The 21,769-nt window shown below is 71.5% G+C and carries 18 protein-coding genes; 4 read left to right on the top strand and 14 right to left on the bottom strand.

All coding sequences use genetic code 11. From position 1 onward, the window contains the following. Window positions 1-190: 190 nt before the first annotated feature. Complete coding sequence (gene fxsBH, locus OG959_RS31300; protein ID WP_326663879.1) at window positions 191-2,437, bottom strand: radical SAM/SPASM protein FxsBH, inactivated beta-hydroxylase extension form; 2,247 nt, start codon at window positions 2,435-2,437, stop codon at window positions 191-193. A 75-nt stretch (window positions 2,438-2,512) separates the two neighbouring features. After that, window positions 2,513-2,680, bottom strand: a complete 168-nt coding sequence (gene fxsA / locus OG959_RS31295; protein ID WP_219571751.1) for an FxSxx-COOH cyclophane-containing RiPP peptide — start codon at window positions 2,678-2,680, stop codon at window positions 2,513-2,515. A gap of 256 nt (window positions 2,681-2,936) precedes the next feature. On the opposite strand from fxsA, the gene OG959_RS31290 reads away from it, so the two are divergent. Beyond that, a complete protein-coding gene (locus OG959_RS31290; protein ID WP_326666738.1) occupies window positions 2,937-3,833 on the top strand; it encodes a DUF4231 domain-containing protein in 897 nt (298 codons plus the stop codon). 69 nt (window positions 3,834-3,902) lie between these two features. Here the strand turns inward: OG959_RS31290 and OG959_RS31285 are convergent, their stop codons facing one another. The 8 genes from OG959_RS31285 to OG959_RS31250 all read right to left on the bottom strand — a co-directional run bounded on the left by OG959_RS31285 (window position 3,903) and on the right by OG959_RS31250 (window position 12,608). Then, window positions 3,903-4,382, bottom strand: a complete 480-nt coding sequence (locus OG959_RS31285; protein ID WP_326663878.1) for a hypothetical protein — start codon at window positions 4,380-4,382, stop codon at window positions 3,903-3,905. A gap of 231 nt (window positions 4,383-4,613) precedes the next feature. After that, window positions 4,614-5,513 (bottom strand): S1 family peptidase, encoded by a 900-nt coding sequence (locus tag OG959_RS31280; RefSeq protein ID WP_326663876.1) that lies wholly within the window; start codon window positions 5,511-5,513, stop codon window positions 4,614-4,616. Window positions 5,514-5,776: 263 nt separating this feature from the next. Next, on the bottom strand, window positions 5,777-6,574 hold the full coding sequence (locus OG959_RS31275) for a DUF1684 domain-containing protein (RefSeq protein WP_326663874.1): 798 nt from the start codon (window positions 6,572-6,574) through the stop codon (window positions 5,777-5,779). Between the two features lie 4 nt (window positions 6,575-6,578). Next, on the bottom strand, window positions 6,579-7,871 hold the full coding sequence (locus OG959_RS31270) for an NtaA/DmoA family FMN-dependent monooxygenase (RefSeq protein WP_326663872.1): 1,293 nt from the start codon (window positions 7,869-7,871) through the stop codon (window positions 6,579-6,581). Further along, window positions 7,868-8,935, bottom strand: a complete 1,068-nt coding sequence (locus OG959_RS31265; protein WP_326663870.1) for an LLM class flavin-dependent oxidoreductase — start codon at window positions 8,933-8,935, stop codon at window positions 7,868-7,870. The genes OG959_RS31270 and OG959_RS31265 overlap by 4 nt, the downstream gene beginning before the upstream one ends. A 100-nt stretch (window positions 8,936-9,035) precedes the next feature. Then, window positions 9,036-9,788, bottom strand: a complete 753-nt coding sequence (locus tag OG959_RS31260) for an amino acid ABC transporter ATP-binding protein (RefSeq protein WP_326666736.1) — start codon at window positions 9,786-9,788, stop codon at window positions 9,036-9,038. Between the two features lie 112 nt (window positions 9,789-9,900). After that, the gene (locus OG959_RS31255; protein ID WP_326663868.1) at window positions 9,901-11,745 is read right to left on the bottom strand and encodes an FAD/NAD(P)-binding protein; all 1,845 of its coding nucleotides are present in this window, start codon (window positions 11,743-11,745) and stop codon (window positions 9,901-9,903) included. Further along, the gene (locus tag OG959_RS31250) at window positions 11,742-12,608 is read right to left on the bottom strand and encodes an amino acid ABC transporter permease (protein WP_326663867.1); all 867 of its coding nucleotides are present in this window, start codon (window positions 12,606-12,608) and stop codon (window positions 11,742-11,744) included. The genes OG959_RS31255 and OG959_RS31250 overlap by 4 nt, the downstream gene beginning before the upstream one ends. Window positions 12,609-13,097: 489 nt before the next feature. Here OG959_RS31250 and OG959_RS31245 point away from each other — a divergent pair, with 489 nt between their 5' ends. Continuing rightward, entirely contained in the window at window positions 13,098-14,039 is a 942-nt protein-coding gene (locus OG959_RS31245; protein WP_326663866.1) for an ABC transporter substrate-binding protein, read from the top strand. Between the two features lie 44 nt (window positions 14,040-14,083). Here the strand turns inward: OG959_RS31245 and OG959_RS31240 are convergent, their stop codons facing one another. Then, window positions 14,084-15,313 carry a DUF5685 family protein gene (locus tag OG959_RS31240; protein WP_326666734.1) on the bottom strand — a complete coding sequence of 410 codons (1,230 nt, stop codon included), beginning with the start codon at window positions 15,311-15,313 and terminating at the stop codon, window positions 14,084-14,086. 308 nt (window positions 15,314-15,621) lie between these two features. Here OG959_RS31240 and OG959_RS31235 point away from each other — a divergent pair, with 308 nt between their 5' ends. After that, window positions 15,622-16,065 (top strand): cell division protein SepF, encoded by a 444-nt coding sequence (locus OG959_RS31235; protein WP_326663864.1) that lies wholly within the window; start codon window positions 15,622-15,624, stop codon window positions 16,063-16,065. A gap of 38 nt (window positions 16,066-16,103) precedes the next feature. On the opposite strand, the gene OG959_RS31230 is transcribed toward OG959_RS31235, so the two are convergent. After that, entirely contained in the window at window positions 16,104-17,315 is a 1,212-nt protein-coding gene (locus OG959_RS31230; RefSeq protein ID WP_219573621.1) for an acyl-CoA dehydrogenase family protein, read from the bottom strand. Window positions 17,316-17,410: 95 nt separating this feature from the next. Further along, window positions 17,411-19,141 (bottom strand): MFS transporter, encoded by a 1,731-nt coding sequence (locus OG959_RS31225; protein WP_326663861.1) that lies wholly within the window; start codon window positions 19,139-19,141, stop codon window positions 17,411-17,413. A gap of 556 nt (window positions 19,142-19,697) precedes the next feature. Between OG959_RS31225 and OG959_RS31220 the strand changes: the two genes are divergently transcribed. Further along, a complete protein-coding gene (locus OG959_RS31220; protein ID WP_326663859.1) occupies window positions 19,698-20,735 on the top strand; it encodes a phosphatase PAP2 family protein in 1,038 nt (345 codons plus the stop codon). Between the two features lie 117 nt (window positions 20,736-20,852). On the opposite strand, the gene OG959_RS31215 is transcribed toward OG959_RS31220, so the two are convergent. Continuing rightward, entirely contained in the window at window positions 20,853-21,068 is a 216-nt protein-coding gene (locus OG959_RS31215) for an I78 family peptidase inhibitor (RefSeq protein ID WP_326663857.1), read from the bottom strand. Window positions 21,069-21,769 lie beyond the last annotated feature (701 nt).

The raw sequence follows: 21,769 nt of genomic DNA, 5'->3' as shown, positions 1-21,769 counted from the left end.
TGCGAGCGAATTCATCATTCCGGAGCGGACCTTGCTCCACCCCCATGACGTTCGGTCAATCAACGCCACTTTTCAGTCATCTGTTCCCGGGTCCCGACGATCACACTCCCGCACGGATGCGGTCTGCGGCTGTTCCTCCCGGTTGTCCCGAGTCTGCACCCACCCTCCCGATCGAACCGGAATTCGGGATTCAGAATTCCTTTCGCATCAGGGTCAGCAGTCGTTTCCCGCCGACGGTGAGTTCGGCGGCCCCTTCCAGCGTGTCGAGCGCCTGCGGGATACCGTCCCGGAAACGGTGATCGAATACCGCGAGCGCCAGCCGTTCATAGACAGCTTCCAGCAGCCCGGAAAGCGGAACCAATTCTTCCTTCCAGGGCATTCGATGTTCCCAGGAGCCGTCCGCCGCGTAAAGATCCGTGACGTCCACGAGTGCCCGGAATCTCGCCCGCCGCACGCCGCGCAGCAGCGTGAGCGCCAGCGTGCCGGCGTTTCCGTCCGCCCCGATACCGAGTGCGCCGTATCCGTGCCGTCCCACCGAGGGCTCGCCCGGCATCGCTCCGCCCAGCGGGGTGAGGGTGAGCGGACGGTCGAGCGACCGCGCGCCATGGGCGGGAGCCCGCTCCTCGATCAGCACCCAGGCCTCGGTGAGCGCGTTGCCCAGGCGGCCGGCCGCCACCGCGTCGAGCGTGGCCGCGGCAGGTGCGCCGAAGCAGTCCCGGTACGGGTGGAGGTCGTCGATCACGAAGCCGTGGCCCTGGAACGGGGCGCCGGGGAGGGCGAACCCGCGCACCGGCAGCCAGCCGGGTTCGGCCGCGGCGGACCGCCGGATCCGCCGCTCGGCCGGTCCGGCGGCGGGACCCGCCAGGAACCCGTCGCCGGCCGCGCGGACCAGAACGGCGCCGCGCTCCCCCGGCCCGGCGACCGTCAGTCGGCCCAGGGTGGGCAGGACGAGCACGCCGTCCCGGTAGGGCACCGGCACCCGTACGTCGAGGCCGGCCCGCACGGCCGCCGCCGCGAGAAGGGTCTGCAGACCGTCCGCCGCACCGGAGGCCGCCCCCGCCCGGCCTTCGTGCAGGGCGTCCAGCGCGCCGAGCAGCCAGGTGCGCGTGTACGGATGGGCGAGCACGCCGTCCAGCCCCCGGGCCCCTTCCTCCGAGCCCTCCAGGACGGCCGCCAGTTCCCAGGCCCGCGCCCAGCGTTCACCGCCCCCGCCGTCCAGGTCGGCGTGCAGCCGCGCCAGCAGGGTGCGGGTGAGGTCCTCCTGGGCCGCGAGCAGTTCGGCCGGATCGGCCACCTCGGGCGCCACGGTGTCCGCAGGTGTCCGGGCCTCGATTCCATGCACCAGGGCGGCGAGATCGTGGCAGTACACGGACGGGTTGTCGAATCCCTCACCGGCGCCGGCGGAGCTGTAGCGGTGGGTGTACAGGCCTCCCCCGCACGAACGTACGACGGGGCAGCGGCGGCATGTCTCGCTGACCCCCTCCAGGCCGAGCTGTCTGGCCCGTACGCCGGGGTGCGCGGCGACCTCGTCGAAGGCATGCGCGAAGACGTCGAACCCGGTGGCCGCCGCACCCTCGTAGGCGCTCTTCAGCGAGTCGACCTGCTCCAGCCGGCCGTCGGTCTCGACGACGACGAGGTCCGTCGGAGCCAGGCCCAGGGACTCGGTGAGGCTGGGCCCGCCGTTGAGCGTCGAGGCGACCGAGGAGAAGATCCGCACCGGCACCGGGCGCCCCCGCTCCTGCCAGCGGTCGAAGACCGCGAGGAGCCAGTCGGCGTAGGCGGTGGGCGATCCGTCCGGCCGCGGCGGCGGGTCGTCCCAGGTCGCGTGGGGAAGCAGGAAGTCGATGAGCGGCGGTTCGAGCTCCGTGAGCGCGTCGAGAACCGCGACCGGGTCGTTCTCGATGTCGACGGTGCACAGGAGGCCGAGGTTGAGATGGCGGTAGCGCTCCTGCCGGAGCAGTTCGACGGCCTTGAGCACCAGCGGGTGGCTGCTGCGCCCGTCGGCGAAGCGGCGGTGCCGGTCGTTGGCCGCGCGGTCGCCGTCGAGGGAGATGCCCACCTTGACGTCGTACTCGCTGAAGAGGTCGAGATAGCGCGGGCTGAGCTGCAGTCCGTTGGTGTGGATCCGGAGATCGAGGGCGGCGATGCCGTCGAAGGCGGAGGTCAGCTCCTCGCAGATGCGCCGCAGCCGGGCGGGGCCCGCCAGCAGAGGCTCCCCTCCGTGCAGGATTACTGACACGGAGGGCAGTGCGTGTGTCTTGGCATGCTCAGCCAGGCGCTGAGCAGTCCGGAAAATGACTTCGTCAGAGATTGTTTTCGGCCGGGTTCGCCAGCTCTGATCGGCATGTTCGTAGACATAGCAATGGTCACAGGCAAGATCACACCTGCTGTGAACCTTGAGGACTACTTCACGGAAAGGGACCAAGGGTCCTGTCATTCCACCAGTCTAGCCAGCCCGGAAGGGTGATCCGGCAGACGTGCCGTCCCGGAGGATTGATCCGTTGGGGAGGATTCAGAGGGAGGAGTTGAAGGTGGATGCCTGGCTGGGGCGACCGGCGGAAGCGACGTGCACCCGACCGAGCTTCCTGGCTGCTTCGCCGCCACGCGCGTCGATCGCGGCGAGCGGCACACGGCTCTTCTTCGCAACGGCGAAGGAGAGGGAGGATTCAGTGGTCTTCACGGCCGTCCTTGAGGGGATTCGTTCCGATGGAATGGTTCCGGACAGGAAACCAGCGTTGGTACCTGCACCATTGCAGTGTCCGGCGGCACGACTTTACTCTCATGGCCTCGGTTGGCAACTGAGGACGCCCACTTGGAACACGAGCGTCACACGGGACCGGCGCCGATCGAGCGGAACAACAGATTCCGCCATCAGGGTGACGACATAACCGCAGACGGGAGTGAACATGACGGCGATTCCGGGACCACTGCAGAGCATGGTCTTCAGGAACGCTGATCTGCCGGAACTCTTTCACCACACGGACGCCATTGCGATCTCCCGCCAGCGGGAGGCGGTGAATACCACCCGATGGCAGCTCATCCTGCTGGTCGGGGGCACGATACCGGCCGCGCTGCCCTGGCGAGCGGAGGTCGGCGGCACCCTCCAACTCACCGACTGTGCGGCAGTGTTGGCCTATCTCGGCGTCCTGGTCGCCACCTTCCTCACCTCGCGGCGGAAAGCAAAGTCGCATTGGCAACTCAATCGCTCCGCGGCGGAGTTCATCAAATCGATGTGCTGGCGCTACTCGGTGCACGGCTCACCTTTCGACACCGGCACACAGCACCCCGAAGCGGTGTTCGCCAACCGTCTCGAAGAAGGGCTCCAGGAGCTCCGCAAGGTGGGCTGGTCCGACCCCCGGGACCGGACGGCCGATTCCGGGGGTCTCATCACCGATTCCATGCGCACGTTGCGGGAGAAGGCATTCACCGTGCGCAAGGAGACGTATGTACGTGACCGGCTGATCGAACAGCGCAGCTGGTACCGCCGCCGCCAGGAGGTTTCCCGGCGGGCCACCCTGGTCTGGTCGACCACCATCGCCGCGCTGACGGCCCTCGCCCTGCTGCTCGCCCTGCTCAGGGCCTTCTCGATGGGCCAGTCCTTCGCGCTGACCGGAGTGCTCTCCGCCGCGGCCGCCGCCTGTCTGGCCTGGGCCGAGATGCGCCGCCACCATCCGCTGATCTCTGCCCACTCCCTGGTGGAGAAGGACCTGGAGTCGATGCAGATAGCGATGGAGACGACACTGAACGAGCGCCAGTGGCCGCGGGCGGTGTTCGAGACCGAGCGCATCGTCTCCCCGCAGCACACCGACTGGCTCGCCCGGCACCAGATGTGAGACCGCCGGCACACCGCCTGCCGTGACGGCCGGCCGCGCACGGGGCCCCTCAGCGCCCGTGACGGCCGGTCAGCTCCGTTCGACCCCGTCGCGCCAGATCACCGTCACCGGGCGGCCGAGCCCGCGGGCGTACGTCACGATGTCCCCCGTACCGCCGAGTCCGCGTGCGGGGCGGCCGTCCCACACGGCGATCAGCCGGTCGCAGTGGTCGGCGATGTAGGCACCGGCCGCGTAGTACGCCTCGTCGGTGGAGTGCGGGTAGTCCAGTCTGACCTCGCGTACGGCCCGGGCCTTGAGCGCCCGGTAGCGGGCCAGTTCCGCCCCGTCGGCGAAGCAGGCCTCGTAGTCGCCGCTGGGGATGACCACGGTCAGCTGGGCGCCATGGGCGAGCGCGAGGTCGGCGAAGAGCTGGTCCGCCCCGACGGCCAGGCTGGACAGCGCCTCCACCGAGCCGTCGAATCCGCGGAACGCCGCTCGCATCGAGGCCAGTACATGGTCATGAGCTTCCCGCGGAATGCTGCGATGACCGGTCACTCCGATGCGTTTCACGGACCTGGAACCCCCTGGGGTGTCTGCCGGGGGTTCCCGGAGGACACCCCTCCGGGAGGCGCAGCATCCGCCCCCGTTGCTCCTGCGTGACCGTCCTGTGTCACATCCTCTCAAAAGCCGCGGGGTCAGCGGGAGCCCCCGCCCACGATTCGGGCGGGGGCTCGGCGTGTTCGACTTGCGCTTTCGAGGGACCGGCCGGTTCCGGGGGGACTGGACCGGCCACCCGGCGTATCAGTAGACGCTGACGCCGTACGCGCTGAGTGCCTCGGTGACCGGCTGGAAGAAGGTCGTCCCACCGGAGCTGCAGTTGCCGCTGCCGCCCGAGGTGAGTCCGATCGCCCTGGAGCCGGAGTAGAGCGGACCGCCGGAGTCGCCGGGCTCCGCGCACACGTTCGTCTTGATCATGCCGTAGACGATGTCGCCGCTGCCGTAGTTGACCGTGGCGTTGAGCGCCGAGACGGTGCCGCTGTGGATGCCGGTGGTGGAGCCGCGGCGGGTGACGGACATGCCGACCGTGGCGTTGGCCGCGCTGGTGATGTCGACACTGCCGACGGTGCCGGCGTGGGCGACGGAGGCGTTGTCGTAACGGACCAGGCCGTAGTCGTTGGTCGGGAAGCTGGAGCCGACCGTCGGGCCGATGTAGGTGGTGTTGGCGGAGTTGGTGTACCAGGGCGGGTTGCCGTCGGTGCAGTGACCGGCGGTCAGGAAGTAGTACGTACTGCCGCTGCGGACGTTGAATCCGAGGGAGCAGCGCCAGCCGGGTGCGTAGATGGCGTCACCGCCGGAGAGCAGCTTGCTGAACTTCCCGGAGGTGCGCTCGATGCGCAGGGCGCCCGCGTTGGCGCCCGCCGAGTCCTTGATCTGCTGGATCTCCGAGGCGGAGACCGTGCTGTCGGCCGTGACCACGACCTTCTTCGTCACGGGGTCGACGTTCCAGGCAGTACCGGCCACGTCGGCGCCGAGCACGGCGTCGCTCGCGGCGGAGAGCTGGTTCGCGCTGTACGTTCCGGTGGAGCTGGCCTGGGCGCTGGGGACGGTGAGTGCGGCGACTGCCACGAGACCTGCGGCGATGCCGATGGCCCTGCTGCGTCTCGCGGCGGTGCTGAGGGGGGTGGTGCGCTTGATCCTCACTTGTTTCCTCCCGAGGGGAGTCGGGGGTCCGCCTGTGGGGTGGCAGGACCCGTGAGGCGCAGTCGGGGGCGCGGTCATCCGTCCGTATTCCGGATGTGCCGTGCTCCTGACAAGCGCTGCTCGGGAGTATTCAAGGCGTCAACTTCTGGCGCAAGGGCGCCTTTTGGCCTGAGCTTGCGGGGCCTCCCCTCCCCCGCCACCGCGCCCGGCCCCGGCGCAGGACGGTCTGCCGGGGCCGGGCGCGGCCGGGACGAGGGGGTGGTTCAGCCGTCGGTCCTGCGTCGCTCACCGGCCTCGACGGCGATGGGCAGGGTGTTGCCCGGCGGCGGGAAGGGGCAGATGAAATGGTCCGCGAAGGCGCAGGGCGGCAGCAGTGCGCGGTTGAGATCGACCGTCACCGAGCCGTCGGCCGCCGGGGCGGCCGGCCGCAGGAACCGGAAGCGGTAACTGGTGTCCCCGCTGGTGGCATCGGCGAAGACCGCCCAGAGCGAGCCGTCGCCCTCCACGGCCACCTGGAGCGTGTGCTCCACGCCGTCCCGTGCGAAGGCGATCTCGCCGCCGAGCCCCAGCCCGCGCTCGACACCGTCGGCGTTCTCGACCCGGACGGTACGGGAGGTGTCGTACGGGCGGAAGCGGCCCGGCACGGACCAGCGGGGGTCGTACGGTGTGGCCTCGATCGCGCGGAAGGCGCGTCGCGCCGCGGAGTCCGGGTCGAAGTCCCGTACCGCCCACAGGCCTTCGCGGCTCAGCACGACGAGCCGGCGCCCGCCGTGCGCCACCCGGGACCCGTCGATCGGCCCGCGGTCGGCACCCAGCCGGACCTGGCCGGTGAACGGCTTCCCGTCCACGCTCAGCCCGTCCTCGGGACCGGCGGTGAGCACCACCTCGTCGCCGTCCTCCACCCAGTGACCCGGGACGGCCGGAATTCGACCTTCCGGGTAGTCGGAGAGCCAGTGGGTGCCGGTGAGGGACAGCGGCCCGTACGGAGCGGCGACCGTGGCGGTCCGCTCCCGGTGCCAGTGGTTCCAGTCCCGTGCTGCCTGCTGCTGTGCGTCGCTCATGTGGTCAACCTTTCCATACCGGCGCGGCGAGCCCGAGGTGCGACCGCAGCGTGGAGCCGGTGTACGCGGTGCGGAACACTCCCCGTTCCTGGAGGAGCGGGACGACCCGGTCGACGAAGTCGTCGAGGCCGCCGGGGGTGAGATGGGGAACGAGGACGAAGCCGTCGGCGGCTCCCGTGGCGACGCGGCGGGCCATCTCCGCGGCCACGGTCTCCGGGCTGCCGACGAGGGGCCGACGGTCCGTCGCCTCGATGACCGTCCCCCGGATGGACAGCCCCTTCTCCCGGGACAGCTCGCGCCAGCGCGCCGCGAGGGCGAGGGCGTCGCCGTTCCCGGCCCGCGACGCCGTGGGGTCCGGATCGCACGCGGGGAGCGGCCCGTCGGGATCGTACGAGGAGAGGTCGCGGCCCCAGATTCGCTCCAGGGCCGCGATCGCGTACTGCGGCGAGACCTGTTGCAGGCGGATCCCGGCCGCCCGCTCCCGTGCCTGCGCGTCGCTGTCGCCCAGCACCACACCCGTACGGGGCATGATCCTCAGTTCGCCGGGCTCCCGGCCGTACTTCGGGAGCCGGCTCCTGACGTCGGCACAGAACGCGCGGCCCGCCCGCGGGGTGCCGTGCCGGGTGAGAACGACGTCGGCGGCGGCCGCGGCGAACTCGCGGTCCTGCGCGCCGTCCGCTGTCCGGATGACGACGGGATGCCCCTGCGGGGAGCGCGGGACGGTGAACTCGCCCTCGGCCGAGAAGTACCGGCCGCGGTGGGCGAAGGGGCGCGGGGCACCGTCGGGCGTCCAGGAGTCCCACAGCCCGCGGGCCGCGGCGACGAACTCGGCGGTGCGGGCGTACCCGTCCCCGTCGGCCCGGTCGGGCCGGCCGGCGCGTCGGACGTTCTCACTCGCGAAGGGGTCTTCCGAGGTGACGACGTTCCACGCGGACCGGCCGGCGCTGAGATGGTCGAGGGTGGCGAACCGGCGGGCCAGCTCGTAGGGCTCGTGGAGGGCGGCACCGGCCGAGGCGGCGAGACCGAGCCGGTCGGTGACCGCGGCCAGCGCGGGCAGCACCGTGAGGGGGTCGGGGCGGCCGGCCACGTCCAGGTCGTGGACCAGACCGCCGTGCTCGCGCAGCCCCGGCCCCTCGGCGAGGAGGAGGAAGTCGAACAGCCCTCGTTCGGCGGTCCGGGCGAGGTGCGCGAAGGAGGCGAACTCGATCTGGCTGCCGGAGAGCGGGTCGTCCCAGACGGTCGTGTCGTCCACCGGGAAGTGCGCGGCGAGATGCATCTGTTGTGGGGCGGCCGTCATGCCCGTGCTCCCTGGAGGGCGTACCGGTTGGCCGGGCGGGGCAGGCCCAGGTGCTCGCGGAGGGTGCCGCCCGGGTAGAAGGTGCGGAACAGGCTGCGGTGCTGGAGCAGGGCCACGGTGCCGTTGACGATCCGTTCGAGGTCGCGGCCCGGGGTGAGCGGGGTGAGGTGGAAGCCGTCGACGGCTCCGGCCCGGTACCACTGGGTGATCAGGTCGGCGAGGTCGACCGGGCCGCCGCGGTAGTACGTCCCGTGCCCGGCGAGCGGCGGGCCGCTCTCCAGCCCGGGTTCCGGGGCGGATTCGGCGTCCCCCAGGTCGACGGTGAGCGCGACGAGCACCCGCAGCGTCCCGGGGTCCCGTCCGTGGTCCGCCGCGCGGCGGTGCACGTCGTCGCGGATCCCGGCGGCCCGCTCGGGTGTGCCGGCCCGTACGAGCACCACGTCCGCGTGGCGGGCGGCCACCTCCCGGGCCGGACCGGCCGTGCCGTCGACGACCGTGACCGGGTGGCCCTGCGGGGGCCGGGGCACGACGGCGGGGCCCCGGACGCGGAAGGACGCGCCCTCGAAGTCCGTGCGGTGCAGCTTGCCCCGGTCGAGGAAGCGTCCGGTGGCGGCGTCCCGGATCTCGGCACCGTCCTCCCAGCTGTCCCAGAGACGCGCCCCCACGTCGGCGGCCTCGCCGGCCTCCCGCCACAGTTCGGCGGCGGGCGCGGCGGAACGGCGGCCGAACAGCCGGGCCTCGGCGGCGGTGCCCGACACGTCCACGCACCAGCCGGCCCGGCCGCGGCTGACCCAGTCCAGCGTGGCCACGGCGGACGACACGTGGAAGGGCTCGGTGTGGGTCGTGGTGACCGTCGGGACGAGACCGATCCTGCGGGTCTCGGGCGCGACCCGGGAGAGCACGGCGAGCGCGTCCGGCCCCGGCCGGGCGAACGAGTCGTCGAGGGAGACGAAGTCGAGGGCCCCGCCCTCGGCGAGCCGGGCGAGTCCGGTGTAGTGCGCGGGGTCGTAGCGGGGCGGGCCACCGATACCGGCGGCCAGGTGGAGCGGGCGGAGAGGCGGCATGGGCGGGCTCTTTCGGAGGGTGCGGACTTGGCTCATGGCCCCGGAGCTCGGGGTTCCGGGGGTCCGGGGGTCCGGGGGTCCGGGGTTCCGGGGGTCCGGGTCACAGCACCTTGGAGAGGAAGGCGCGGGTGCGTGCGTGGCGCGGCCGGTCGATCACCTCGGCGGGCGGGCCCTGTTCGACGATCCGTCCCTCGTCCATGAAGACGACGGTGTCGGCGACCTCGCGGGCGAACCCGATCTCGTGGGTGACGACGATCATCGTGGTGCCCTGCTCCGCGAGGTCCTTGATGACGTCGAGGACCTCGCCGACCAGTTCGGGGTCGAGCGCGGAGGTGGGTTCGTCGAAGAGCAGCAGTTTCGGTTCGAGGGCGAGGGCCCGGGCGATGGCGACGCGCTGCTGCTGGCCACCGGAGAGCTGCCTCGGATACGCCGTCGCCCGGTCGTCGAGTCCGACGCGGGCCAGGAGCCGGCGTGCGGTGGCGGCGGCCTGTTGCTTCGTCCGGCCGAGTGCGGCCACCGGGGCCTCGGTGACGTTCTCCAGGACGGTGAGGTGGGGGAAGAGGTGGAAGTTCTGGAAGACGAAGCCGATCCGGGTGCGGCGGCGCAGGACCTCTCGCTCGGGGAGTTCGTACAGCCTGTCGCCCTTCCTTCGGTAGCCGACGAAGTCCCCGTCCACGGTGATGGAGCCCCGGTCCGCCTTCTCCAGGTGGTTGACGGTGCGCAGCAGGGTGGACTTGCCGGACCCGGAGGGGCCGAGGATCACGGTCACCTCGCCCGGGCGCACGGAGAGGTCGATGCCGCGCAGGACCTCGAGGCCGCCGAAGCTCTTGTGCACCCCCCGGATCTCGACCATGGGCGTGGCGGGGGCGTGGGCCGGTGCGGCGGCCGGTCCGCTCTTCAGGGGACGGCTTGTCGTCTTCATGGTGGTGTCCTCGGGGGCTCTCGGTCGGGAGTGCGCGTGCCGGTCAGTCATCGGTGCCGTCGAGGCCGCGCAGGAAGGTGAGGGCGGCGCGTGCGGTCGCGTCGTTCTGCCCGAAGGCCGGGCCGCCGGTGCGTGGCCGGGTGAAGGCGCCGCTCGTGCGGGCGGCCGTGTGCGGGCCGAGGGCGAAGCGGCGGGGGTGCGGGAGGCGGTCCCGGTCCAGGATCCGGCCGTCCCCGGGGTCGACGGCGAGCAGTCCGGAGGCGGTGGCGGCGGCCCCGTCCTCGTACAGCGCCCGGAGCAGGGTGCTGCGGGTATGCCGCGGTGAGGGGTCGGGCAGCCGGGCCTCGACGAGGGCGCGGGACTCCAGCCGTTCCCCCGGCACGGTGGCGCCGGCCGCGCGGAACACGCCCCGTTCCTCGTCGGTCCCGACCGTCGTCCCGGCACCGAGGAAGCGGACGACACCGGCCCGCGAGAGCGCGAGCAGTTGCCGCAGCCGGGGACCGGGCGGTCCGGACGCCAGGTAGCTGAAGAAGCCGTGCCACCAGTCCCCGATGTCGGGGAACCGGATCAACTGGCCGTACACGGAGAGCAGTCCGAGGAAGACGGCGAGGTCCTCGCTGTGCCCGGGATCGTGCCGGCGGTCCAGGTCGGCGGTGATGTAGGCGCGTGTCGCCTCCTGGAACGAGGCGGCCGAGGTGTGGCGCACCCCGTCCAGCGGGTGGTCGAGCGCCGCCAGGTCGAGCCGGTCGGCAGGGTCGGGAACGGCCGCGGCGATCACCGCCCGCAGATCGGCGCTGCCCGGGTCGGCGGCCGCGTACTTCTCCTCGAAGGCGGTCCAGTCGGCCGTGGTGCGCTCCGGGTGGGCGGCGAAGAGCCGGTGGTAGTGGGCATAGCCGAGCTCTTTGTCGACATGGGGCCATATGTCGCGGCGGAAGTCGGGCGGCTCCGCCCGGTTCAGGAGCTCCTCGGCCCGGTCGGGTCCGAAGAAGCGCGGGAGCGGGGGCCGTTCGCCGGGCCGGACGTATCCGATCTTGGAGTGGTACGGGACACCGCGCCGCGATCCGACGTAGAGGACGGGTTCCCTGCCGGAGGGCAGGTACGTGCCGTTCTCGTACCGTCCGCCCCGGCCCTCGGTGAGCAGCACCATCAGATCGATGAAGGCGAGTCCGAAGCCCCGCACGATGACGGGTTCGCCGGCGGGCAGGGCGCTGAGGTCGCTGTCGGCGGTGAAGTCGGGCGGCAGGTGGATGAGGCCGTGCCGGTCCGCGAAGCGGGACAGCCGCCGCTGTTCGTCGTCCGGTTCGGCGTCGAGGTGGCCGAGGGTGAGGACCACGAGGTCTGCGGTGAGCGGTTCGGCGCGGCCCTCCAGGTGGACGGTCTGGCGACCGTCCCGGGGGCCGGTGACGCGCAGGGCCCGGCCGCGGTGTTCGTGGACGGTGACGGTGGGCGGGAGCGCGGCCACCGACTGCTCGTACACCCAGCGCAGATAGGCACCCTGCAGCCGCCGGCTCGGGAAGTCCTCCCCCGCCAACGCGGCGATCTCGGCGCGGAGTCCGGGGTCGGCGGCGATGTCCGGGCCAGGTGCGGTCCGTCCCTCGCGCACGTCGGCCGCCCAGGCGTCGAGCGCCGGACCGGGGCGTACGGGGCCCTCCAGGCGGACGGTGTCGTCGGTGAACATGGTGACGTCCTCGGCCATGGAGTTCATCCACAGCAGCGGAGACTGGTCGTGGCGCCATATCCGGCCGCCGCCGGGCGGGAAGGGGTCGACGAGATGGATGTCCAGCGGCCTGCCGCCGTACAGCGCGGGGGCGTTGGCGGCGATGCGCTCGATGACGCCGGTGCCGCGCGGTCCGGCGCCGATGACGACGAGCGTCGGGACGGCGCTCACCGGGCGTCCCCGGTGCCGCGCGCGTAGTACCGCTCGACGTAGTGCTGGCCGACGCTGAGCAGCGAGGTCACGACGACGTACCAGAGGGTGGCGACCAGCAGCAGCGGGATGACCTGGTACGTGCGGTGGTAGACGAGCTGCACCGAGTACAGCAGGTCCTGTACGGCGATGATGCTGACGATCGACGTGCCCTTGAGCGTGCCGATCAGCATGTTCCCGGCGGGCGGCACGATGGACCGCATCGCCTGCGGCAGCACGATGCGGTACAGCCGCCGCCACGGACCGAGGCCGAGCGACTGGGCGGCCTCCAGCTGTCCGCGTTCCACGGACAGGATGCCGCCGCGGACGACCTCCGCCGCGTACGCGGCCTCGTGGAGCGTCAGTCCGATGACGGCGACCGTGACGGGGCCGAGGAGGTTCACCGTGCGGACGCCGAGGATCTCCGGGTAGAGCGCCCCGATGTTGAACCAGAACAGCAGCTGGACCAGGATCGGGGTCGACCTGAAGAGCCACACGTATCCCCAGCCGACCGCCTGGAGCACCCGGTTGGCGGAGAGTCTGAGGACGGCGAGCAGGGTCCCCAGCGCGAAGCCGAGCGCCATCACGAGCGCGGTGAGCCAGAGCGTGAGGCCGAGGCCGCGGAGCACCGCCGTGGTGGTGAAGTACTCGCCGACGACGTCCCATTGGAAGGCGTCGTTGCGGATGACGGAGTTCAGCGCGAGGGCCAGCAGGACCAGTACGGCGGCGGCGGCCGTCCACTGGCCGGTCCGGCGCACCGGAACGATCCGCAGGTGGTCGGCATCGTTGTCTTCGAGAGGGCCGGCCGGAAGAGCCGGCGGAAGTGTGTCTGTCTGTGCGGACATGCGAGGGCTCCGTGGATGCGGCGATCGAACACGGGGCGCGCCCTCGGCGCGGAACACAACGGTGGAACACAACGGGGACCGGGCCCCTCAGCCCGATCCGCCTTTGAGGTAAGCGCTGTTCGCCGCAGCTTGTCAACCCTGTCCACACTGTGAGCGGTGCGTCTCAGGTCAGTTGACGGACCACCGGATGCCTGTTCCACTTGGGCCATGCATTCGCAGCAGTGGCTGGTCAAGCGCTCCCACATCGACTTCGGTCGCGTGTGGTCCTGTTCCTGTTGAGCCTTCGCCCTGCTCCGTCCCGCATTCCCGCTCGCGCCGTGACCGGCGTCTGAGCTCTTCTCCCCGCGTGCCCTCGCGTACACAACGCCACACCACCCTCCCCTCGCACCGGTCTTCCCTCGTGTTCCGCCTTTCCTCCGCCCCGTCCGTGGGCCGTCGCGCGCTGCCCCGCGCCCGTCCTCGGCCGACGAATCTGGAGAACCATCCCTCATGCCCCGTACCCGGCACACCGCTGCCTTCGCGCTGATCACCGCCGCCACTCTGACGCTGACCGCGTGCGGGTCCGGCGATCCGGCGGCCTCCCCCGCGGGTGCGGCCGGGTCCGCCGCCAAGGGCGCCGTCCCCACCGCCGATGTCGTGTCGGGAGTGAAGAAGGACGCGGCGGCGGCCGCCCTGCTGCCCGCCGGCGTCCGCTCGTCCGGCACCCTGAGCATCGCCTCCAGCGTCGGCTCCCCGCCCGGCGCCACCTATCTCGCGGACGGCACGACCCTGGCCGGCGTCGACATCGACTTCGGGGACGCCGTGGCCAGGGTTCTGGGGCTGAAGCCGAAACGGGAGGTCGCCGCGTTCGAGGCGATCCTGCCCGCGCTCGGCAGCGGGAAGTACGAGGTGGGCACCGGCAACTTCGGCGTCACCGACGAACGCAGCCGGACGATCGACTTCGTCACCTACCTCAACGACGGCCAGGGCTTCGCGGTCCGCGACGACAGTGAGCTGGCCGAGGTCACCGATCTCACCCGGCTCTGCGGCCTGACCGTCGGCACCGCGGCGGGCACCACGTTCGAGGTCACGCTGGAGAAGAACCGGCACCGGTGCGCCGAGGCCGGCAAGGAGGCGTACGACGTGAAGACGTACTCCGACGCGTCGGCGGTCTGGACCTCGCTCCAGCAGGGGCGCACGGACGTGGTGATGTCGACCATCAACGGGCTGCGGTACGCCGTGGGGCAGCAGGAGGGTGTGCGCTTCCTCAACGAGTTCAAGCGGCTCGACGTCGGCTTCGCCTTCAAGAAGGGCACCCCGCTGGCGCCCGCCTTCCAGGCCGCCGTCAACCGTCTCAAGGCGGACGGCACCTACGACCGGATCCTGAAGAAGTGGGGCATCTCCGCCTCGGCGGTCGCGACCTCGCAGATCTCGCCGCCGGAAATCAAGTGACGCGGAGTCAGTGGCGGCAGGCTGGCCGGGTTCCGGCCGCCGGGTCAGCAGCTGCAGTCGCACCCGCAGCAGTCGCAGCCGTCACAGCAGTCCCCGCAATTGCTGCAGCAGTCGCAGGCCTCGCAGCAGTCCCCGCAGTCGCACTGACTGCACAGCCCCTCGCGCCGCTGACGGCTCCACGGATCGTCGAAGGTGCCGCAGCACATCTGGCAGGTGCAGGCCAGGCCTGCCCACACCAGACACCCCATGATGAGCCCCCGCCGGTCGCGCGGGGGCTCCGGCGGCGGCGGACCGAAGGGGCCGGACGGGCCCGTGGGTGCGTACGGATTGCCCGGTGGCGGCCCGAAGGACCCTGTGGGCCGGGCTCCTGACGGATGGCCGGCTCCGGTCACCAGCCCGCCGCCCTGATGGGAACAGACGTCCGTGGCGAACGCCCGGTCCACCGATCGCCGCAGTTCGTGCGCCAGCAGCACATGGGCCAGCCTGCCGTCGGCGAACTCCGCGTCGCGCAGCGCCAGCCGTACGCCGCGCAGCGCGTCGTCGCACAGCCGGCGGGCCTCGGCGCGCGAGGTGCCGGTCGCCGTGAGGGGGTTCCAGGCGCCCGACGCGGCGTCAGCTTCCTGGTCCTCCACGGCATCCAGCAGATGCGCGAGGCGTCCGAAGAGCCGCCCGGCCTCCGCGAGCGGCTCCGCGTTCTGCGGCTTGCCCGCGAGCACGGCGGTGTGCGCGAAGGCCGCGGCGGTGGCGGTCTCGGTGGGCTCGGTGACCGTCAGCAGCGGGGTGCCGGGACCCGCGAGCAGCTCGATGCCGGTCTGCCGGTCGACGGCGTCGACGAGCAGCGCGGTGTCAAAGCCGAGCTGCGCGCCGGTGCGCGCCCCGGCCCGGTCCCAGCCCGCGGCCACCCGGCGCGCCGCGGCGGCCACCGGGCGGCGCGCCAACAGGCCGTCCCGGTCGGCCACGTGGTCGCGCACCTTGGCGGAGGCCAGCACCAGCGAGACGGCCGCCGCGAGCCTGGCGCCCTCGCCCCGCGCCACCGGGGCGGTGCGCATGGCGCGCAGCGGGCAGGGACCGGCCGTGCGCCGCTGCCCAGCGGTGCGCTCGGTCTGAGCCTCCGTCAGGACCGAGACGATCAGACCGTCATAGTTCGTGACGATCCGGGCGAACTGCCCGTGATCGGAGCGAAGTGCCAGACAGAGCCCGCAGAGATGGGCCATCCACTCGGCCTTGAGCCCCTCCGACAAGCGGTGAGTGCAGGGCCTGACGATTCCGAACACGACCATCCCCCGGGAGTCGTTCACCTGTGCGCGGCGCTCGGGCGTCTGCGCGACGTGCATCGTATCGAGTGACCCGTTCACCCGTACGTCCCCCATGTCACCCGTACGGACCGGAGGAGCATATTTTCTTATCTCCAGGGCCCTTACGCAGGAGGAACCTTGACGAATCGCCACATCTTCTGCACCAGTACCGTCACGAATGCCCTGCGCGCCGCCTATCCCCTTGGCGCACGATCCGCATCATGGACGACCATAGGGATACGAAAGACATGCGGAACGCCAAGGAACCGCGGTGAGAGGAGGCGTCCATGGGATCGGTGCGCAAGGCGAGTGCCTGGCTGGGCCTCGTAGAGGACAACGACGAGCGGTACTACGACGACGACGAGTACGCCGAGGGTGCACGGACCGGGACCGGTCAGGCCTGGGTGACCGATCCACGGGTGCGGGTGGCCACGGAGGCGGCCGAGGAGACGGGCCGCCGGATCGCCACGGTCACCCCGGACAGCTTCCGGGACGCCCGGAGCATCGGAGAGCTCTTCCGGGACGGCGTCCCGGTGATCATGAACCTCACGTCCATGGACTCCGCCGACGCCAAGCGCGTGGTGGACTTCGCCGCGGGACTGATCTTCGGGCTGCGCGGCTCGATCGAGCGGGTGGCCACCCGGGTCTTCCTGCTGAGCCCGGCCGACACACAGGTCGTCACCGGCGAAGCCGTCGGCCGGCCGGCCGACGGCTTCTTCAACCAGAGCTGAGCGGGGCGCTCACCGATCGGTCCGGCCGTCGTTCCGGTTCACCGGAACGCGTCCAGGCCGGTGAGCGCCTTGCCCAGCACCAGCTGGTGCATCTCCACGGTTCCCTCGTAGGTGAGCACCGACTCCAGATTCGTCGCATGGCGCATCACCGGGTACTCCAGCGAGATCCCGTTGGCGCCGAGGATCGTGCGCGAGGTGCGGCAGATCTCGATGGCCTCCCGCACGTTGTTCAGCTTTCCGAAACTGACCTGCTCCGGACGGAGCCTGCCCGCGTCCATCCGACGGCCGAGGTGGTGGGCGAGCAGGATGCCCTTGTGCAGTTCGACGGCCATGTCGGCGAGCTTGGCCTGGGTGAGCTGGAAGCCGCCGATCGGCTTCCCGAACTGCTCACGCGTCCTCGCGTAGTCGACGGCCGCCTCGAAGCTGGACCGGGCTGCGCCCATCGCGCCCCAGACGATGCCGTAGCGGGCATGGCTGAGACAGCTGAGCGGACCGCGCAGCCCGGTGACGCCCGGCAGCACGGCGTCGGCCGGCAGCCGTACGTCGTCGAGGATCAGCTCGCTGGTGACCGAGGCGCGCAGGGACCACTTGTGCCTGATCTCCGGCGCGGAGAAGCCGGGGGCGTCGGTGGGCACCACGAATCCGCGGATGCCGCTGCCCGCGGTGCCCTCGTCGGTCTGCGCCCAGACCACGGCGACCCCGGCGACCGAGCCGTTGGTGATCCACATCTTGCGGCCGCTGAGGACCCAGTCCTCGCCGTCGCGCTTGGCGTACGTCCGCATGCCGGCCGGGTCGGAGCCGTGGTCCGGTTCGGTGAGGCCGAAGCAGCCGATGATCTCGCCGGCCGCCATACCGGGCAGCCACTGCCGCTTCTGCTCCTCCGAACCGAAGCGGTGGATGGCGTACATGGCGAGTGAGCCCTGTACGGAGACGAGCGAGCGGATCCCGGAGTCGGCCGCCTCCAGCTCCAGGCAGGCCAGCCCGTACTGGACCGCGGTGGCGCCCGCGCAGCCGTAGCCCTCCAGGGACATGCCCAGGGCCCCGAGCGATCCGAGCTCGCGGGCCAGCTCGCGGATGCCGGGCAGCTCACCGTTCTCGTACCACTCGGCGATGTGCGGCAGGACCCGGTCGGCGGCCCAGACCCGGACGGTGTCGCGGATCGCGAGATCCTCGTCGCCCAGGAGATCGTCGATGCCGATCGGGTCGCGGGGGTCGAAGGGCGGGAGTTTCGAGGACGGAGCGGTGGACATGAGGGGGTGCCTCCGGCGGCTCGCACGGTACCGATGTCGGTGGGGAACGCCGAAAACTAGCAGTGTTAGTTACGGCGTCGTGCCGACGTTACGACTCAGTGTGCCGCGCGTCCAGAGCCCGTCGCCTCGGCCGGCGTGCGCCGCGCGGGCAGCCGGAGCAGCACCTCGGGCCGCTCCCGCTCCGGCAGCTCGTGCGGCTGCGGGAGCTCGTGGTGGCCGAGCGCGTCCCGGGGGCCGGGCACCTCATGACCGTCCACGGGATCCCGGGCCTCGCACAGCAGCGGCGGGCACTCCATCGCGCGGGGCAGCTTCAGCGCCGCCAGGGCTCCGAGGAGCAGCAGGCCCGCGCTGACGAGCAGGGTGATGTGCAGCCCGTCGACGAAGGCGTCCCGGGCGGTGGACCGCAGTACGGCGCCGAGCGGGCCGCCCAGTTGCGCGGCGACCTGATAGGCCTCGCCGAGCGAGTGCGCCGCGGCGGCGCCCGCGGAGGCGGGGACCCCCTCGTCGTGGAGCTTGGCCAGACCGGGGGCGTACGCGGCGTTCATCACGCTGCCGAGCAGGGCGATGCCCATGCCGGCGCCCAGCTGGTAGGAGGTCTCGCCTATCGCGGCGGCCCCGCCGGCCCGGTCGGCCGGCGCCTCGCTGAGCATGGACTCGTACGCGCCGAAGAGCGTGGACTGCAGGCCGAAGCCCAGCAGGACGAAGGACACGGTCAGCAGGCCGGGCCGGTCGTGCTGGCCCATCGCGGTCAGCATCAGCACCGCGGCAGCCGTCAGGACGAAGCCCCAGCCGACCATCCGGCGCGGTCCGACCCGGCGCAGGGTGTACGAGCCGGTGGCGCCCGCGGCCATCGCGGCGAAGGTGAGCGGCAGCAGCCGCAGGCCGGTCTCCAGCGGGCTGAGGTCCAGGACCAGCTGGAGGTACTGGACGGCGATCAGCTCCAGGCCGACCAGGGCGAGCATGGCGAGGACGATGCAGCCCACCGCGGTGGTGAAGGCGGGCCTGGCGAACATCCCCATGTCGATCAGTGGATGCGTCCGGCGCTTCTGGCGGCGGACGAACGCGGCCAGCAGCGCGACCCCGGCCAGCAGCGGCACGAGCGTGCCCGGCCCGAACAGCCCCTCACCGGTCCCCGCGCGCTTCACCCCGAGGACGACGCCGAGGACACCGGCGGCGGCCATCAGCGCGCCGAGCACGTCCCAGGGGCCGTCGTTGCTGCCGCGGGATTCCGGGAGCAGCAGCCGGGCGAGCGGCAGGATCAGGACCATCAGCGGGATGTTGATGAGGAAGACCGAGCCCCACCAGAAGTGTTCGACGAGGAAGCCGCCGATGACGGGGCCGGTGGCGGCGCCGACGGCGGCGACGGCCGACCACACGCCGATGGCCACGGCCCGCTCGCGGCGGTCGGGAAAGACCTGCCGGAGGATCGACAGGGTCGCCGGCATGATCATCGCGCCGCCGACACCGAGCATGGCCCGTGCCGCTATGAGCACGCCCGCGCTGTCGGCCATGGCGGCGACGGCGGAGGCGACCCCGAAGAGCGCGTAGCCGAGCAGCAGTATGCGCCGGCGTCCCACGCGGTCACCGAGCGTGCCGAAGAGGATCAGCAGGGACGCGCAGACCAGCGGATAGACGTCGACGATCCACAGCAGACCGACGGCGCTGGGCCGCAGGTCCTCGGTGACGGCGGGGACCGCGACGTGCAGCACGGTCGCGTCGAGCGCCACGAGCAGCAGGCTGAGGCAGAGGACGACCAGGACGACCCATCGATTGGCTCCGTCGGCGGCTTCGCGCAGACGGATTCGGGCTGTGGTCGTCCCGGACATGCATCTACCTCCCAAAAGGTCCCTCGCGCTCGGCAGGCCCCCCGGGGATTCAGCGTCCGCTGTCCCTCCGGGCCCGGCATCGACGGGCGAGTGATCCGTCAGCGTACGCGAGTTCGGCAGGGCCACACGTGGCCCATCTCATACCTGCCGACGCCGTCGAGTGTGGCGTACGCCACTCCGGGCGCCCCACCCGCCCCCGATCCGTGCACCACGCCGACCTGCGCCAACCCGCCCTCCCGCCGCGCGGACCAGGGGTTCCGGAGGCCGCGAGGGCTCCCGGCTCGCACCACCCGAAGGCGTCCAGTAACCGGACCGACACCGTCCGTTCCCTCTCGTGGACGCTCGGGACAAATGCTCTTCGCCGCGCGGAGCGTCTTTCCGTTCCTCACCGAATGCATGGTCGGAAACGTCTGCCGAATGAATGGATCGAAAGGAATTCCGGACTCCCGGAAACTCAGAAAATCGGCTCGGACTGAGACATAGTCCACATCACATCGTCATCACAAAGCGGCCGGATCGACCGGCTCACCCACTCACTCGCTGTAACGTCGATTGGGTGCGTACCGACATCTTTGCCCGTCTGGACCGGGAGCCGGAACCGCCGAAGATAGAGACACCGCGGATGAGCCCTCACCGCATCGCTCTCTTCGGCGGGACGTTGGCGTTCTATCTGGCCATCGTCATTGCCGTGCTCATGTCGTCCTGGCTGGTGACCCTGGACTGGAAGGTCATGCTCTTCCGGCCGTACCAGCAGTGGCCCGGCATCCACGCCTTCCTCGACTACTACGTCGTCCTCGGCCAGCGCGGGCCGACGGCGGTCATGGTCGCCTGCTGGCTGGGCTGGCGCTCCTGGCGGCAGCACACCCTGCGGCCCCTGCTGACGCTGGGCGCCTCACTCCTGCTGCTCAACGTGACGGTGGGCGCGGTCAAGATCGGCCTCGGCCGGCTCGGCCCGCACTACGCGACACAGATCGGGTCGGCCGAGCTCTTCGCCGGCGGCGATATATTTCCCTCGGGCCACACCGCCAACGCCGTCGTGACCTGGGGAATCCTCGCCTATCTGGCCGCCACTCCGCGCGCCAGGCGCTATCTGTCGGCCATGTCCGCGATCGTCTCGCTCGGGGTCGGACTGACCACGGTCTACCTCGGTACGCACTGGCTCAGCGACGTGGTGCTCGGCTGGGCGGCGGGGCTGCTGATCCTCCTGGGTCTGCCCTGGGTCGAGCCGTTGATCACCCGGGCCGAGAACTGGATCTTCGCGGCCCGCGAGTGGCTGAGCGCCCGCGGCAGGACCGCTGCACCGGAACCCGCCCCGGCCGGCACTCCCCGGCCGGCGACGGCCGGGCTGCCGGCCTTGAGCGAAGCGGCACAGAGCTCCGCCCGCGAACCGGCCGGCACCGGCGGACACCAGACGCCGGTGGTCACGGCCACCGGCGGCCGCCCCCGGGCGCACACCGCGCCGCCCGCGCACCCGGGCCACACCGCCCGCTCCGAGCGGACCCCGGTCACCCCGGCCGGCAGCCGCCGCCCGCCGCACACGGAGCGCACGCCACGCGGCGGCGCGGCCCCCGCCCGGCCGGTGGCGGGCGGCTGACCCCGCGGACCCCGGGCACGGCGCGCACCGTCCCCGTGCATGACGGAAGGCCCCGACTCCGGTCGGGGCCTTCCGTCATGCACGGGGGCGGGCGGTCCGTCACCCGGCATCGAGTCCTCAGCCGGTCCAGCAGCGCCTGACGACGCCCGCCTCGACCTCGAAGTTGATCCGGCCGCTCTGGAACTCCATGGTGATCACGGTGCCCGGCGGCAGGGCTCTGACCGTGGCCCAGCCGCGCTCCCGGGCCCGCCGTTCGGCGGCCTCGGAGGCGAGGCCGACATAGGCGCCGGGAGTGTCGTCGGGCTGGGCGGAAGGAGTCGGTACGGGTGCCATGCCTCTCACCGTAGGCGGCTCCCGACCGCGACGGAAGCCGGGGCGCCACCCGTTCGCACCGCATCCTCACGCACCCCGCCGGTCACACTTGTGTCACAGGATCACTACGCGTGCTCTCCACGCGTTCATTCGTTCGGACGCACGATTCTCCATCGAACGCACAGTAATCACACAGGGCTGAAAACGATCACTGAAGCGATCCGAAAGGGGCCGGAAAACAAGCGGAATAACCACCGGCAGGCGATGTCGGCTTTCCGTCGGAGTGGCGACCCGTAAATGAACACACCACCAGGAATTCACCCTTCCTTATCGCACCCTTATCCCGAGGTGACGATATCCACACCATCCCACCACGCCCCCCACCCCCGCCCCTTCTGCCCGTATAGCGGACACCGGAGCCTTCCGCATTACGGCCACGCACGGACCCCCGAGAGCGGCGCCGGGCTCCTGCGGCACGAGCGGCCGGCAGTGCCCGCGCTCCGGCCCGGAGGGCCGCCCGCGCGCGACCGGCGTCTCCCCGCCCGGCAACTCGCATGCGTACGGCACGTTTCATCCTGTCCATATTTGTACGGGTATCTCCGATTCGAACACGCTGCGCGGTTCGATTCCGTTCCCCTTCTCGCGTGACCCCGGCAGCGGCTCACCCGTTGTCTCCTTCATGAGCCGGGAACCGCCCGGCGCACGTACCGAGTTCGAGGAGC

Origin of the sequence: Streptomyces sp. NBC_00385 (assembly GCF_035917155.1) — a bacterium.
Lineage (GTDB): Bacteria > Actinomycetota > Actinomycetes > Streptomycetales > Streptomycetaceae > Streptomyces > Streptomyces poriferorum.
The sequence above is the reverse complement of the archived record's forward strand: the minus strand, read 5'-3'. Positions and strand labels throughout refer to the sequence as shown.

Excerpts from the sequence above, each read along its gene's own strand:
- OG959_RS31230 (WP_219573621.1), bottom strand. The coding sequence starts at position 17,315 with ATGTCCACCGCTCCGTCCTCGAAACTCCCGCCCTTCGACCCCCGCGAC.
- OG959_RS31265 (WP_326663870.1), bottom strand. The coding sequence starts at position 8,935 with ATGCCGCCTCTCCGCCCGCTCCACCTGGCCGCCGGTATCGGTGGCCCG.
- OG959_RS31235 (WP_326663864.1), top strand. The coding sequence starts at position 15,622 with ATGGGATCGGTGCGCAAGGCGAGTGCCTGGCTGGGCCTCGTAGAGGAC.
- OG959_RS31260 (WP_326666736.1), bottom strand. The coding sequence starts at position 9,788 with ATGGTCGAGATCCGGGGGGTGCACAAGAGCTTCGGCGGCCTCGAGGTC.
- OG959_RS31275 (WP_326663874.1), bottom strand. The coding sequence starts at position 6,574 with ATGAGCGACGCACAGCAGCAGGCAGCACGGGACTGGAACCACTGGCAC.
- OG959_RS31270 (WP_326663872.1), bottom strand. The coding sequence starts at position 7,871 with ATGACGGCCGCCCCACAACAGATGCATCTCGCCGCGCACTTCCCGGTG.
- OG959_RS31215 (WP_326663857.1), bottom strand. The coding sequence starts at position 21,068 with ATGGCACCCGTACCGACTCCTTCCGCCCAGCCCGACGACACTCCCGGC.
- OG959_RS31290 (WP_326666738.1), top strand. The coding sequence starts at position 2,937 with ATGGTCTTCAGGAACGCTGATCTGCCGGAACTCTTTCACCACACGGAC.
- fxsBH (WP_326663879.1), bottom strand. The coding sequence starts at position 2,437 with ATGACAGGACCCTTGGTCCCTTTCCGTGAAGTAGTCCTCAAGGTTCAC.
- OG959_RS31250 (WP_326663867.1), bottom strand. The coding sequence starts at position 12,608 with ATGTCCGCACAGACAGACACACTTCCGCCGGCTCTTCCGGCCGGCCCT.
- OG959_RS31225 (WP_326663861.1), bottom strand. The coding sequence starts at position 19,141 with ATGTCCGGGACGACCACAGCCCGAATCCGTCTGCGCGAAGCCGCCGAC.
- OG959_RS31245 (WP_326663866.1), top strand. The coding sequence starts at position 13,098 with ATGCCCCGTACCCGGCACACCGCTGCCTTCGCGCTGATCACCGCCGCC.